The 12,749-nt window shown below is 65.5% G+C and carries 13 protein-coding genes; 7 read left to right on the forward strand and 6 right to left on the reverse strand.

Features of this window, described 5'->3' with window-relative positions; genetic code table 11:
- Nucleotides 1-4 precede the first annotated feature (4 nt).
- The 3 genes from ACP7EY_RS05000 to ACP7EY_RS05010 all read left to right on the forward strand — a co-directional run bounded on the left by ACP7EY_RS05000 (nucleotide 5) and on the right by ACP7EY_RS05010 (nucleotide 3,418).
- Nucleotides 5-1,165 (forward strand): GGDEF domain-containing protein, encoded by a 1,161-nt coding sequence (locus ACP7EY_RS05000; protein ID WP_426191097.1) that lies wholly within the window; start codon nucleotides 5-7, stop codon nucleotides 1,163-1,165.
- Nucleotides 1,166-1,267: 102 nt separating this feature from the next.
- Nucleotides 1,268-2,725, forward strand: coding sequence for a Ppx/GppA phosphatase family protein (locus ACP7EY_RS05005; protein WP_426191099.1), 1,458 nt, complete (start codon nucleotides 1,268-1,270; stop codon nucleotides 2,723-2,725).
- Between the two features lie 78 nt (nucleotides 2,726-2,803).
- A complete protein-coding gene (locus ACP7EY_RS05010) occupies nucleotides 2,804-3,418 on the forward strand; it encodes a hypothetical protein (protein ID WP_426191101.1) in 615 nt (204 codons plus the stop codon).
- Between the two features lie 61 nt (nucleotides 3,419-3,479).
- Here the strand turns inward: ACP7EY_RS05010 and ACP7EY_RS05015 are convergent, their stop codons facing one another.
- The 6 genes from ACP7EY_RS05015 to ACP7EY_RS05040 all read right to left on the reverse strand — a co-directional run bounded on the left by ACP7EY_RS05015 (nucleotide 3,480) and on the right by ACP7EY_RS05040 (nucleotide 8,253).
- Nucleotides 3,480-3,767, reverse strand: a complete 288-nt coding sequence (locus ACP7EY_RS05015; protein WP_426191236.1) for a hypothetical protein — start codon at nucleotides 3,765-3,767, stop codon at nucleotides 3,480-3,482.
- Nucleotides 3,768-4,034: 267 nt separating this feature from the next.
- Nucleotides 4,035-4,682, reverse strand: a complete 648-nt coding sequence (locus ACP7EY_RS05020; RefSeq protein ID WP_426191103.1) for an ABC transporter ATP-binding protein — start codon at nucleotides 4,680-4,682, stop codon at nucleotides 4,035-4,037.
- Nucleotides 4,683-4,887: 205 nt separating this feature from the next.
- Nucleotides 4,888-5,691: a phosphonate ABC transporter, permease protein PhnE gene (gene phnE, locus ACP7EY_RS05025; RefSeq protein WP_426191105.1), complete on the reverse strand. Its 804-nt coding sequence runs from the start codon at nucleotides 5,689-5,691 to the stop codon at nucleotides 4,888-4,890.
- Complete coding sequence (locus ACP7EY_RS05030) at nucleotides 5,688-6,527, reverse strand: PhnE/PtxC family ABC transporter permease (RefSeq protein ID WP_426191107.1); 840 nt, start codon at nucleotides 6,525-6,527, stop codon at nucleotides 5,688-5,690. The genes phnE and ACP7EY_RS05030 overlap by 4 nt, the downstream gene beginning before the upstream one ends.
- A gap of 4 nt (nucleotides 6,528-6,531) precedes the next feature.
- Complete coding sequence (locus ACP7EY_RS05035) at nucleotides 6,532-7,347, reverse strand: phosphonate ABC transporter ATP-binding protein (protein ID WP_426191109.1); 816 nt, start codon at nucleotides 7,345-7,347, stop codon at nucleotides 6,532-6,534.
- Nucleotides 7,348-7,365: 18 nt separating this feature from the next.
- Nucleotides 7,366-8,253 carry a putative selenate ABC transporter substrate-binding protein gene (locus ACP7EY_RS05040; protein WP_426191111.1) on the reverse strand — a complete coding sequence of 296 codons (888 nt, stop codon included), beginning with the start codon at nucleotides 8,251-8,253 and terminating at the stop codon, nucleotides 7,366-7,368.
- Between the two features lie 304 nt (nucleotides 8,254-8,557).
- Here ACP7EY_RS05040 and egtD point away from each other — a divergent pair, with 304 nt between their 5' ends.
- The 4 genes from egtD to ACP7EY_RS05060 all read left to right on the forward strand — a co-directional run bounded on the left by egtD (nucleotide 8,558) and on the right by ACP7EY_RS05060 (nucleotide 12,741).
- Nucleotides 8,558-9,472, forward strand: coding sequence for an L-histidine N(alpha)-methyltransferase (egtD, locus tag ACP7EY_RS05045; RefSeq protein ID WP_426191113.1), 915 nt, complete (start codon nucleotides 8,558-8,560; stop codon nucleotides 9,470-9,472).
- 1 nt (nucleotide 9,473) lies between these two features.
- Nucleotides 9,474-10,655 carry an ergothioneine biosynthesis protein EgtB gene (egtB, locus tag ACP7EY_RS05050; RefSeq protein WP_426191115.1) on the forward strand — a complete coding sequence of 394 codons (1,182 nt, stop codon included), beginning with the start codon at nucleotides 9,474-9,476 and terminating at the stop codon, nucleotides 10,653-10,655.
- Nucleotides 10,656-10,671: 16 nt separating this feature from the next.
- A complete protein-coding gene (locus ACP7EY_RS05055) occupies nucleotides 10,672-11,622 on the forward strand; it encodes a YihY/virulence factor BrkB family protein (protein WP_426191117.1) in 951 nt (316 codons plus the stop codon).
- A 393-nt stretch (nucleotides 11,623-12,015) separates the two neighbouring features.
- On the forward strand, nucleotides 12,016-12,741 hold the full coding sequence (locus ACP7EY_RS05060) for a haloacid dehalogenase type II (RefSeq protein ID WP_426191119.1): 726 nt from the start codon (nucleotides 12,016-12,018) through the stop codon (nucleotides 12,739-12,741).
- Nucleotides 12,742-12,749: the final 8 nt, after the last annotated feature.

Genomic DNA, 12,749 nt, shown 5'->3' on the forward strand with positions numbered 1-12,749 from the left:
CGGCGTGGACATTTCGACCATGCTGCTGGCGCTGGCGCTGGGCAACCTGAGCCTGTCGGCCGCGCTGTTTTTTTTCGAGCATGGCCGCGCCCAGTCGACCGCCATGCGCACCTGGGGCAGCGCGCGCCATTTGCAGGGCGCCGCCTGGCTGCTGCTGTACCTGCGCCTGGGCGGCATCCTGCCCGACGCGCTCTGCATCCCGCTTGGCTATTGCCTGCTGTTTGTCGGCGTCGCCCTGGAGGCGGGCGCCCTGTGGGAGGCCAATGGCAAGCCGCAGTGGCGGCGTGCCACGCTGTGGGCGCTGGTGCTGGCGGTGTGCCTGTTCGTGGCCTGTTACGCCATCGATCCGGGCCCCTTGCGGCAGCTCGCCGGCACCCTGATCCTGGGCGCCGCCTACCTGTCGTCAGCGGCCGCATTTGCCTGGAACTGGCGCGGCGCCAGCCTGCTGCGCCGCTTCCTCGCCGTGACGGTGGGCGTGCTGGCGCTGCTGGTGGCCGCGCGCGCCCTGATGGTGCTGGTCGCGCCCGGTGGCTGGGGCTGGATCAGCAATGGCCTGCTGCAGCTGTGGTCCTCGGTGGCGTTCTACCTGCTCATGCTGCTGGGCGCCTTCGGCTTCCTGCTGCTGGGCCGCGAGCGCCTGCAGCAGGATCTTGATCGCCTCGAAGTGATCGACGTCACCACCGACGTGCCGAACCGGCGCGGCTTCTTCATGGCCCTGGCGCCCTGGCTGGCGCTGGCGCGCCGCCCCGGCGTGCCGACCGCGCTGGTGGTGTTCGACCTGGACAATTTCAAGCGCGTCAACGACAGTTACGGCCACGCCGCCGGCGACACCGCCCTGCGCGCCGTGATCGACGTCTGCAAGCATCACCTGCGCGAAGCCGACCAGCTGGGCCGCCTGGTCGGCCTCGAATTCGCCATTCTGCTGCCGCGCACCGAGCTGCCCGCCGCCTTGCTCGTGGCCGAGCGGATCCGCGCGGCGGTGGCCGCCACGCCGGCCAAGAGTGCGCGCGCCATGGTGGCCGTCACGGCCAGCTTTGGCGTGACGCTCGTGCGCGCCGACGACAGCACCACCAGCCTGTTCAAGCGCGCCGACGAGGCCCTGCAGGCGGCCAAGCAGGCCGGCCGCAATTGCGTGGTGGCCGCCAATGAGCAGCAAACCATTTAGTCTTTTTACGCGGTCGTCATCAAGCTGTCATCTGGCCCTGTTACAGTAATACGGTTATGACGCCACGCCCGAGCGGCGCCGCGCAGTCAAACGAGGATGCCCATGTACGCAGCAGTCGATCTAGGTTCAAACAGTTTTCGCCTGCATATCGGCAAGCACGACGGCGAGGCGATCCGCGTCGTCAAGAGCTTGCGCGAACCGATCCGCCTGGGCGCCGGGCTCGATAAATCGGGCAATTTAACGGCGCCGGCGATGCAAGCGGCATTAAATTGCCTCGCTTCGTTCCGCGCCGTGCTGGCGGGGTTTTCGCTCGACGCCGTGCGCGTGGTCGGCACGGCCGCGCTGCGCCTGGCCAACAACGCCGACCAGTTCCTGCCGCTCGCCGAGCAGGCCATCGGCCATCCCATCGAGATCATCTCGGGCGAGGAAGAAGGGCGCCTCATTTACATGGGCGTGGCCAACGCGCTGGCCGCCCCCAACGAGCGGCGCCTGGTGATCGATATCGGCGGCGGCTCCACCGAAGTCATCCTGGGAAAAGGCCTCGACATCGAGCGCGTCGAGTCATTCAGTGTCGGTACGGTGCGCCAGAGCCTGTCGTTTTTTCCCGGTGGTCGCATCGAGGCGGGCGCTTTTGAAGCGGCCATCCTGTCGGCGCGCAGCCAGTTCGAGGATGCCGCGCCGCCGTTTCACCGGCAGTTCTGGCGCAACGCCTATGGCTCCTCCGGCACCATCCGTTCGCTGGCCGAAGTCATCACCCGCAACGGTATCGGCGACGGCCGCCTGAGCCTGGTTTCCCTGCAGGCGCTCAAGCAGCGCTTCATCGCCATCGGCGAGGTCGCCCGCATCGACCTGCCGGGTCTGAAGGCAGACCGCGCCGGCACCGTCATTGGTGGCCTGGCGATCCTCATCGCGGTGATGACGGAGATGGCGGTGGAGGTGCTGCTGCCGGTCGAGGCGGGCTTGCGCATGGGCGTCATGTGGGACCTGTACGCGCGCGCCATGCACCGCGACCGCCGCGACGAATCGGTGCGCGCGATGGTGGCGCAGTTTCACGCCGATCCGCTGCGCGCCGAACAGGTGGCGGTGGAGGCGGGCGCCCTGTACGTCCAGCTCAAGCCAGCCGGCGACGGCTATGCCAAACTGCTCGACTGGAGCGCGCGCCTGCACGAAATCGGCATGCTGGTGTCGCACACGGGTTATCACAAGCACGCCGCCTACATCATTGAAAACGCCGATTTGCCGGGGTTCACCACGCGCGAGCAAAAAGCCATGGCGCGCCTGGTGGTGGCGCAAAAGGGCAATCTGCGCAAGATCGGCGACGCCCTGAGCGAGCCCGATTTCGCCAAGGCGGTGCTGGCGCTGCGACTGGCGATCCTGTTGATGCACGCGCGCATCGAGGCCGATTTCACCGAACTGCGCGTGCGCATGAAAAGCCGTATCGAGCTCGACATCCGGCGCGGCTGGGTGGTGCACCATCCGACCCTGTCGTACTGGATCGAGAAAGAGCGCGAGTGGTGGGATGAGGTGGACGTCGACTTCGTCGTCAGGATCGGTGCCTGACATGCTGGAAAATGCCGCTTGTCAAAAATAAAAAGCTATACTGTTTAATTCATTTATTGCCAACTTCCGGAGAGCCCGATGCGCAAGCCTGCAAGCCCTAAAAAAACCACTACCACGCCAGAGACCAGCGTCGCCGCCAAGCCGGTGCCGAAAGCCGTCACACCGGCCCTCAAAGCCCCTGCCAAGCCGGTGGCCAAGCCAGCGCCGAAGCCGGCCGTGAAAGCGCCTGCGGCGGCATCAGCGGCGGCACCAGCGGCGGTGGCAAAGCCGGCGCCGAAGAGCGCCGCCAAGCCAGTGGCCGCCAAAACAGTGGCCGCCAAAACGGTGGCCGCCAAAACGGTGGCCGCCAAAGCGGTGGCGGTGAAAAAAGCCGACGTGAAAAAAACCGACGTGAAAAAAGTCGCTGCCAAGCCAGTGAAAGCGGCCAGGCCGAAAGCGGCGCCCGCCGAGGAGCCTGTGCGTGCCAAGGCGGCCGCTTCGACCCTGGTGCGCGACAGTTTCACCATGCCGGCGCACGAGTACGAAGTGCTGGGCAAAGTAAAAAAAGCCTGCCTGAAGGCGGGCTTTGAAATCAAGAAAAGTGAATTGCTGCGCATCGGCGTGGCCTTGATCAGCCAGATGGACATGGCCACCTTGCAGCGCGTGCTGGGCGACCTGCCGCAGCTGAAAACCGGGCGGCCGAAGAAAGTCTGAGCGGTGCCGGCGCCATGGGCGCCAGCGCGCAGGCCGCCGTCAAAGCGGCCTGCCGGGCGTCTCAATGCATCGAGGCGCTGGCCAGTTCTTTCAGGTCACGAATACTGAGCTCCGATTTTTCATGCATGCGCAGCAAGATCGTCGCGCCCACCGCCAGCTTGCGGTGGCGGATCTTGCTGACGATCGGCGGTTGCACTTCCAGCACGCGGCACAGTTCCGCGTCATTTTTCAACTGCATTTTTTCAATCAGGGTGTCGAGCAGCCGGTTTGGCACAAAACTCGACGGTTCGAGCGCGCGCGCCCGGTTCATCGCTTCGATCAATTCCTGCTTTTTCTGTCGTACGTTCATGGTGTCCTCACTTAACTCGAGCTGGCGCTTCGATTCGGGGCGCCTGACAACATCATCACCCTGGTAGCGCATCGCCGTGCCATCGTTGCGACGTGGCGGCGAAGGCGTGCCCGTGAGTATTGTCATGCGCTTTTGATTGCATTGACCGCACGGCGTTACATTGTGTGATTATTGCAGCCGCTTGGTTAATTGCAATAATACTAGTTTCATACTCTTTCGGCAGTTTTTCGAGGTACTATAATCACAAATACCCACTTTATCGTAACTTTAAGGCAACAAACTTAAGCCGGAATGTGACAATACGAGGATTTTGTCCGCTTGCGCCGCTGCTGCGTGAGAATGTGTGACCATGATGGCGCTGGCGCCCGTTGCCTTGATCTCGCGCCGCAGCAGGGCCAGGATGGTGTCGGCGGTTTCCGGGTCGAGGTTGCCGGTGGGTTCGTCGGCCAGCACCAGGGCGGGCCGGTGCGCCAGTGCCCGCGCGATCGCCACCCGCTGCATTTCGCCGCCCGAAAGCTGGCGGGGGAAGTCGTCGCCGCGACCTTGCAGGCCGACGGCGTCGAGCATCTCGGTGGCGCGGGCGATGCCTTGACCGTTCAGCAGCAGCGGCAGGGCGACGTTTTGTGCCAGCGTCAGGTGCGGCAGCACGTGGAAAGCCTGGAAGATGAAACCCATGCGGGTGCGCCGCAGGCTGGTGGCGGCATCGTCGTCGAGTCCGGCCATGGCCTGGCCGTCGACGATGACGGCGCCGCTGTCGGCGCTGTCGAGGCCGGCAATCAGGTTGAGCAGGGTCGACTTGCCCACCCCCGACTCGCCCATGATGGCGACGAATTCGCCGGCGGCGAAGGTGTGCGACAGGCCGTGCAGGACGGGGCGGCCGTTATAGGATTTGCGTAGCTTGCGAAGTTCGAGCATGTTGGCGATCAAACAAACGTGAACCCCTACTTTTGTTTGGCTTGGTCAGGCAAAAATCCCCGGCGCAGCCGGGTTTTTTGGGGGGCACGCACACCCGGGTCGGATCACAGATCGCCTCGGGGCGTGAGTCCGGCGATCTGCGCGCTCTCCGTATCGGGGGTGTCCCTGACCGACCAGGCCAACGTAGGGGCCACGTTGGCCTGGTTTATTTCGTGAGACTTCTGCGCAAGGCAAAACTGATGCCGTCCACCAGCGCCACCAGCAGCAGCATGGCGATGATCACGGTGGCAGCGTCCTGCATCTGGAACAGGGACAGATGATACTTGAGCATCTGGCCCAGGCCGCCCGCGCCCACCACGCCCAGCACGGCGGCGGCGCGGATGTTGTTCTCCCAGCGGTACAGGGTGTACGACAGCATCTGCGGCAAGGTCTGCTGGAAGGTGGCGTAGAAAAACGCCGGCAGCGCCTGCGCGCCGTTGGTGAGCAGGGTCTGCTGGGGCAGCGGTTCGGCGTTTTCCAGGGCGTCGGCGAACAGGCGCCCCAGCACGCCACTGGTATGCAAGGCCAGCGCCAGGGTGCCGCCGAACGGCCCCAGGCCCGCCGCCACCAGCATCATCGAGGCCCACACCAGCTCCGGAATCGAGCGCAGCACATTGAGCACGGCGCGCGTGGCCGCGCGCGGCGCGGCGCCGAACTTGCCTGCCGCCGGCAAGGCCAGCAGCAGGCCGGCGCCCACCGCCAGCAGGGTGCCCAGCGCCGACATCGACAAGGTCTCGAGGGCCGCAGTGGCCGTCTTGCGCAGGAATGGCAGCGCCACTTCGGGCGGCGCGAAGCCGCCCAAAAATTCGGCCGTGCTGGCCCAGGCGCTGGCGGTGAAGAACTCGGCAAACTGCAGGGGCAGGCTGGCGAAGCTGGCCAGCACCAGCGCCAGCAGGCCCAGCATCAGGAACCAGGTCGACAGGTGGCGCCGCGGCGCCGGCGGCAGGGTTGGCTTGGCTGGCATGTTCATCCCAGCCGCCGGCGCAGCATTTTCGACACCACGTCGGCCAGCGCCACCAGCAGCACGAACACGATGAGCATCGTCGCCACTTCGCCGCCGGCCATGTTGCGGGTCGATTCATCCATGCGCTGACCGAGGCCGCCGGCGCCGACGAAGCCCATCACGGCCGAGCCGCGGATCGCGCACTCCCAGCGGTACACGCTGTAGGACACCAGTTCGGCGGCCGACTCGGGCAGGGCGCCGTACAGCAGCGTGGCCAGGCGGCCACTGCCGTTGGTAAGCAGGGTGTCGGCCGCGTGGGCGTCGGACGACTCGAGAATTTCGGCGTAGACCTTGCCCAGCATGCCGCTGTAGGTGAGGGCGATGGCCAGCACGCCGGCGGTGGGCCCCAGCCCGATGATGCGCACGAACAGCAGCGCCCACACCAGTTCGGGCACGCTGCGCAGCAGCACCAGCAGCCAGCGCACGAGCTGGCGCAGCAGGCGGGCGGCGGGGCGCATGCGGCCCGTGCCCAGCCGCGAAATGGACAGGCGCTCGGTGACGATCAGGGTGGCGGGAATGGCGCCCAGCAGGGCCAGCGTGAGGCCGGCGCTGGCCATGGCGACGGTCTGCCAGGTGTTGATCAGCACCAGGTGGAGAAATTCGGCGTCCAGTTGCGGATGCAGGAAGGCGGCGAGAAAGCGCCGGGTGGCCACCAGGCTTTGGGCGTCGAACAGCAGCCATGGCTTGAATTCGGCGTACACCAGCATGGGCCAGAGCAGCACTGCGAACAGCAGCGCCGCTTGCAGGCGCTGGCGCAGGGCGGGGTCGGGGGGCGCGCGGCGCGCCGGCAATGCGGTGTTCATGGTGTTACAGGCAGGCGCCGACGGCCAGTGGGGCGTCGGCCAGCAGCGCCGGTGGCGGCGGCGACGACAGCGCTTCGTTCTGGTACAGCGCGGCGATCTGGGCGTCGCTGACCTGCTCGCGCGGCAAATCGAACACGATACGGCCTGCGCGCAGGCCGACAATGCGGGGAAAGTGGGTGCGCGCGATGTCGACCTGGTGCAGGCTGCACACCAGCGTGGCGTTGCGCGCGCGCGCTTCCTGCTGCAGCGTGGCCAGGGTCAGCTGCGACAGGGTCGGGTCGAGCGCCGACAAAGGCTCGTCGACCAAAAATGCGGTGGCGTTCGACAGCAGCAGGCGCGCCAGGCCGCAGCGCTGGCGTTCACCGCCCGACAGGCGATCGACGCGCGCATACAGTTTGTCGCCCAGGCCAAAACGCTGCAGGGCGTCGAACGCAGCCTGCGGATCGGCCGGCTTGACGAGCGAGACCAGCGCCTGCCACAGCGTCCACTGTGGCAGGCGCGCCGCCAGCACCGCCGTCACCACGCGCTGGCGCGGGGGAAGTGGCGGCGTTTGCGGCGCCAGGCACTGGCGCGCGCGCAGGCGGTGGCGGGCCCCTTCGCTCAAGGCCCACGGGTCCTGGCCGAACACCTGCAGCACGCCGCTGTCGGGCGTGCGGGTGCACGACAAGGTCGCCAGCAAGGTGGTCTTGCCGGCGCCGGACGGGCCGATGATGGCCACCTGCTCGCCCTGGGCGACGACCAGATCGATCGCCTGCAGGGCCGGGGCGCCGTGGCCACCGGCCAGGTGACGCACGGTTAACTGCTCGAGCCGGTAGGTCATCGCGATGCCTGTCAACGCTTACTTGAGCAAGCCGGCGTTTTGCGCCGCTTTTTCGATGTCGCCGTAGTTGCTTGCCTTGGTGGGGATGAACTTGCTGGCGCGTTGCAGTTCCAGGATTTCCTTGCCTTCAGGGGTGGACTTGTCCAGCGCCAGGAAGGCGTCGGTGATTTTTTTCTGCAGCGCCGCGTTCATGTCGGTGCGCACGCTCCAGTTGTAATCGTAGTAGCCAGGGGTGGTGTAGAACACGCGCACGACGGCTGGATCGACCTTTTTCTCGGCGACCAGTTTTTCCCACACGGAGATATTGAGCGCGCCGGCATCGACCTTGCCGCCACCAACTGCGGCGACGGTGGCGTCATGGGCGCCGGAGAAGGCGATGCGCTTGAGATCGGTATCCGGGTTGATCTTTGCTGCCAGCAAGTAGTAACGGGGCATCAGGTGGCCGGAGGTGGACGACTCGGAGCCGAACGACAGGGTCTTGCCCTTGAGGTCTTCCAGCTTGTTGATGTCCTTGTTGGTGGTGACGAACACCGACTTGAATTTTTCATCTTCGGCGCGCTGCACCAGCGGCGTGATGGCGCCCTTGCTGCGCACATTCGCTTGCACGAAGGTGAAGCCGCCGAACCAGACCATGTCGATGCGCTTGTTGATCAGGCCTTCGACGGAGGCGGCGTAGTCGGTCACGGGGGTGAATTCGACTTTCAGGCCGGTGGCCTTGGCCAGGTAGTCGCCCAGCGGCTTGAACTTGCGCTGCAATTCAGTCGGGTTTTCGTCAGGAATGGCCGACACGCGCAGCACGCCCGGGGTGTTTTGCGCGGCAACGCTGGTGGCGGCAAACAGCAGGCCGGCGGCGGCGGTGGCGCCGAGCAGGTTCTTGAGGGTGCGGAAGGCGGAAAAGTGGCGCATAAGGCCTTTCTGACGAGAGGTGAATTGAAGCGCCAAAAGGTTCGCGCCGGGACTGGCACGATACGATGGGGCAGGCGCCGATAAATGTGACTATTCAGCTATCATAACAAAATCCAGCGCGAATCCGGCCGGCCCGCAGGCTCCGTGCGTGGCTGCGCGGTGCGCCCATGGCGCGTTATCGCTTGTTTGACCGCCGCTTCGACCTTCCCACTGACGTTGACTCTTCTTGATTATGCCGCCTGATACGACGACCGTTTCGCCCCATGTACAGCCAGAGCGCGCAGCAGCGCGGGGCGCCGCCGCAGTGCTCGCCGAAATCAGTGCGGGACTGGCGGCGAACCACGCCCATGTCTCGCCCAAGTTTCTCTACGACGCACTCGGTTCGCGCCTGTTCGAAGCCATCTGCGAATTGCCCGAGTACTATCCGACGCGCACCGAGGCCGGCATCTTCGCCGCCCACGGCGAGGCCATCGCGCGCGCCATCGGCCCCGGCGCCACCCTGATCGATCTGGGCGCCGGCAACTGCGCCAAGGCAGCATCGCTGTTCCCCCTGCTGCAGCCGGCCCAGTATGTGGCGATCGACATCTCCGCCGACTTCCTGCGCGAATCGATTGAGCGCCTGCAACAGCGCTTTCCCCGGATCGACATGCTGGGCCTGGGCCAGGATTTTTCCGCCGGCCTGGACTTGCCGGCCAGCGTGCGCACGGCGCAGCGCCTGTTCTTCTATCCCGGCTCGTCGATCGGCAATTTCACCCCCGATGAGGCGGGCGCCTTCCTGCGCCGCGCGCGCGCGCAGTGCGATACGGACGGCGGCTTGCTGATCGGCATCGACCTGGTCAAGGACAGCGACGTGCTCGACGCCGCCTACGACGACGCGCTGGGCGTGACCGCCGCCTTCAACCTGAACCTGCTGCGCCATCTGAACGTACTCGCCGGCGCCGACTTCGACGTGCGCCAGTGGCGCCACCGGGGCAGCTTCAACGCCGCGCAGTCGCGCATCGAAATGCACCTCGAGGCGCGCCACGATCTCACCGTCCACTGGCAGGGCGGCCAGCGCAGTTTTCAGGCGCACGAGCGCATCCACACGGAAAACAGCTATAAATATCGCCAGAGCGCCGCCGTCGGCCTGCTCGAACAGGCGGGGTTTCAGGCCAGCGAGGTGTGGACCGACCCGCAGGGCTGGTTCGCCGTCATCCACGCGCGCGCGATCGGCAACTAGCATGACGGCCCGTGACGACCTGTCGTGCCGCCAGCGCTTTGCCAGCGTGCGCCAGCGTTCCTTCGCGCTGGCGGCGCCCCTGTCGGACGAAGACTGCGGCGCCCAGTCGATGGCCGACGCCAGCCCCGTCAAGTGGCACCTGGCGCACACCACCTGGTTTTTCGAAACCTTCATCCTGGAAGCGCGCGAGCCCGGCTTCAAGCCCTACCACCCGGCCTTTCGCTTCCTGTTCAACTCCTACTACAACGGCATCGGCGCGCGCCATCCGCGCGCCCAGCGGGGCCTGCTCACGCGCCCGTCGATGGCCGAGGTGCGCGCCTGGCGCGCCGATGTCGACCGCCGCATCGACGCCTTGCTCGACATCCATGGCGACTGCGCGCAACTGGCCGCCCTGATCGAACTGGGGCTGCAGCACGAACAGCAGCACCAGGAATTGCTGCTCACCGATGTGCAGCACCTGTTGTCGCACAATGCCATGCATCCGGCCTATGCGGAAGGCGCGGTGGCGGCCGCGGTGGCCTCGCCGATGGCGCTGATCGCCTTCGACGGCGGCGTCACCACCATCGGCCACGCGGGCGACGGTTTTTGCTTCGACAACGAATTGCCCCGCCACCGCCAGTTCCTCGAGCCGTTTTCGCTGGCCGACCGGCTCGTCACGAACGGCGAATTTGCCGCCTTTATCGACGCCGGCGGCTACCGCGACGCCACGCTGTGGCTGGCCGAAGGCTGGGACGCGGTCGCCAGCGGCCAGTGGCAGCATCCGCTGTACTGGCAGCGCGACGGGCAGGGCCAGTGGTGCGAATTCACCTTGCACGGCTTGCAGGCGCTCGATCCGCACCAGGCCGTCACCAGCGTGTCGCTGTACGAGGCGGACGCCTACGCCAACTGGCGCGGCATGCGCCTGCCCACCGAGGCCGAGTGGGAACATGGCGCCGCCAGCGACGCCCTGCGCCAGTTGTTCGGTCACTGCTGGCAATGGACCAGCAGCAGCTACGCGCCGTACCCCGGTTACGCCACCGCGCCGGGCGCGCTGGGCGAGTACAACGGCAAGTTCATGCTCAACCAGTATGTCTTGCGCGGATCGTCCTCGGCCACCCCGGCCGGGCACTCGCGCCCCAGTTACCGCAACTTTTTTCCGGCGGGGGCGCGCTGGCAGATGAGCGGCATCCGGCTGGCAAAGTGATCCCCTGAACGCTCGCATGTCTCTTCACTTACCCCAACTCGCGCACCTGTCGCCGGCCAAGTTGCTCAACCGGCGCGCCAACACCTACATCCTGGCCCACCCGCTGGCCTTCGCCTGGCAAGTGCTCAAAGCCTTCCGCGCCAACCAGGGCCTGCTGCTCGCCGGCGCCGTCGCCTACTACGCGCTGCTGTCGATCGTGCCGTTCCTGATGCTGGTGGTGGTGGTGCTGTCGCACTTCATCGACCAGCAGGTGCTGCTGGCGACCTTGATGCGCTACCTCGAATACCTGGTGCCCAGCCAGAGCCGTTCGATCACCGCCGAAGTGGCCCATTTCCTCGACAACCGCGAACTGATCACGTGGGTGCTGGGCGCGACCATGGTGTTTTTCAGTTCGCTGGCGTTTACCGTGCTGGAAAACGCCATGAGCGTCATCTTCGTGCACCGGGTGTCCGTCAAGCGCCGCCATTACCTGGTCTCGGCCATCCTGCCCTACTGTTATATCGTCGCGCTGGGGGCAGGGGTGCTGCTGGTGACGCTGGTGGCCGGCTCCCTGCAGGTGATCGGCACCGAGAGCGTGCGCCTGTTCGGCGCCGACTGGTCGCTCCAGGGCGTCTCGGGGGCGCTGCTGTACCTGCTCGGGCTGGGCGGCGAAATCCTCGTGCTCACCTCGATCTACCTGGTCATGCCGGTGGGACGGCTGTCGTATGCGCATGCGCTGATCGGCGGCGTCACCGCCGCGCTGCTGTGGGAAATCGCCCGCCACGTGCTGGTCTGGTATTTCACCACCCTGTCGCAGGTGAACGTGGTGTACGGCTCAATGACGACGGCCATCGTTGTCATGTTCAGCCTGGAGATCGGCGCCACCTTGCTGCTGATGGGCGCCCAGGTGATCGCCGAGTACGAGCAGGTGGGGCGCGATGGCGGCCCCGTCGAGCCGGTGCCCCTGATCACGCCGGCGGCGAAATAAGGCAAATACTTTGCTGCATCGCACAAAACCCTGCTATACTTCGCTTTGTGGTGACGGCAATTGCTTCTAGCAACAGTGTCACCCAGCCAGGGCCTTGCGCCTCGGTCGCCGCGGGTGTAACGCGGCAGCCGTAGCAAGTCGCAAAATGCCAGGTTTTGTAATTCCGGATACGTTGGTCGATTTACATATCACCGCACCACGCAGATAGCATGGGCGCCTGAGACACGATTAAAGCATTGGTACTACATTGGAATAGAGCTCGCCTTGGCGAGCTTTTTTTTCGTGTAAATTTTCGTCTGGAGCGCACTGAGCAGTACTCAAAATAGATGAACGGTGCGCTGTGGCAAGCTCAGGGATGGTAAAGTCATCACATTTCGAACTGTCAGTGATCCCATGAAACCATACCGCGCCATCGTTTTCGATCTTTACGGCACTTTGTACGACGTCCACTCGGTGGCGGCCGTGTGCGATCAGGCCTTTCCCGGCAAGGGCATGGCGCTGTCGCAACTGTGGCGCCAGAAGCAGCTGGAATACACCTGGCTGCGCAGCCTGATGGACAAATACCTCAATTTTGAAGTGGTCACGGGCGACGCCCTCGGTTTCGCCTGCGCCGCGCTGGGCCTGCCGCTGGAAGAAGACATGGCGATCGTCCTCAACGACCATTATTTGCGCCTGGCGCCGTACGGCGACACGGAGGCAGCGCTGCACCGCCTGAAAGATGCCGGCATTCCACTGGGAATCATCTCGAACGGGTCGCACAAATCGATCGCCCAGGTGGTCAACAATTCGGGCATCGGCTGGGCCTTCGATGAACTCATCAGCGCGGAAGACGTGCAGGTATTCAAGCCCCATCCGAAGCTGTACGACCTGTGCGAACGCCGCATGGGCTTGCCCCGCGATCAGATTCTGTTCGTCTCGGGCAATGGCTGGGATGCCAGCGCGGCCAGCCTGGCCGGCTTCGGCACCTGCTGGGTCAACCGTGCGCTGGGACCGTTTGACGTGCTGGGCGCGACGCCCACGGTGGTGACGGAAGAACTGGGGTCGATGGCCGACTGGATGCTGGAAAATTTCGAGCCGGCCCAGGCGGCGCCGGCCGAAGAAGGGCCGGCGGCAGCCTGACCGACCCG

Source organism: Massilia sp. DWR3-1-1, from assembly GCF_049898325.1.
In the GTDB taxonomy this organism is placed as follows: Bacteria; Pseudomonadota; Gammaproteobacteria; order Burkholderiales; family Burkholderiaceae_D; genus JAFCUW01.

Excerpts from the sequence above, each read along its gene's own strand:
- ACP7EY_RS05060 (WP_426191119.1), top strand. The coding sequence starts at position 12,016 with ATGAAACCATACCGCGCCATCGTTTTCGATCTTTACGGCACTTTGTAC.
- egtB (WP_426191115.1), top strand. The coding sequence starts at position 9,474 with ATGACGGCCCGTGACGACCTGTCGTGCCGCCAGCGCTTTGCCAGCGTG.
- ACP7EY_RS05015 (WP_426191236.1), bottom strand. The coding sequence starts at position 3,767 with ATGAACGTACGACAGAAAAAGCAGGAATTGATCGAAGCGATGAACCGG.
- ACP7EY_RS05020 (WP_426191103.1), bottom strand. The coding sequence starts at position 4,682 with ATGCTCGAACTTCGCAAGCTACGCAAATCCTATAACGGCCGCCCCGTC.
- ACP7EY_RS05030 (WP_426191107.1), bottom strand. The coding sequence starts at position 6,527 with ATGAACACCGCATTGCCGGCGCGCCGCGCGCCCCCCGACCCCGCCCTG.
- ACP7EY_RS05055 (WP_426191117.1), top strand. The coding sequence starts at position 10,672 with ATGTCTCTTCACTTACCCCAACTCGCGCACCTGTCGCCGGCCAAGTTG.
- ACP7EY_RS05035 (WP_426191109.1), bottom strand. The coding sequence starts at position 7,347 with ATGACCTACCGGCTCGAGCAGTTAACCGTGCGTCACCTGGCCGGTGGC.
- phnE (WP_426191105.1), bottom strand. The coding sequence starts at position 5,691 with ATGAACATGCCAGCCAAGCCAACCCTGCCGCCGGCGCCGCGGCGCCAC.
- ACP7EY_RS05005 (WP_426191099.1), top strand. The coding sequence starts at position 1,268 with ATGTACGCAGCAGTCGATCTAGGTTCAAACAGTTTTCGCCTGCATATC.
- ACP7EY_RS05040 (WP_426191111.1), bottom strand. The coding sequence starts at position 8,253 with ATGCGCCACTTTTCCGCCTTCCGCACCCTCAAGAACCTGCTCGGCGCC.
- ACP7EY_RS05010 (WP_426191101.1), top strand. The coding sequence starts at position 2,804 with ATGCGCAAGCCTGCAAGCCCTAAAAAAACCACTACCACGCCAGAGACC.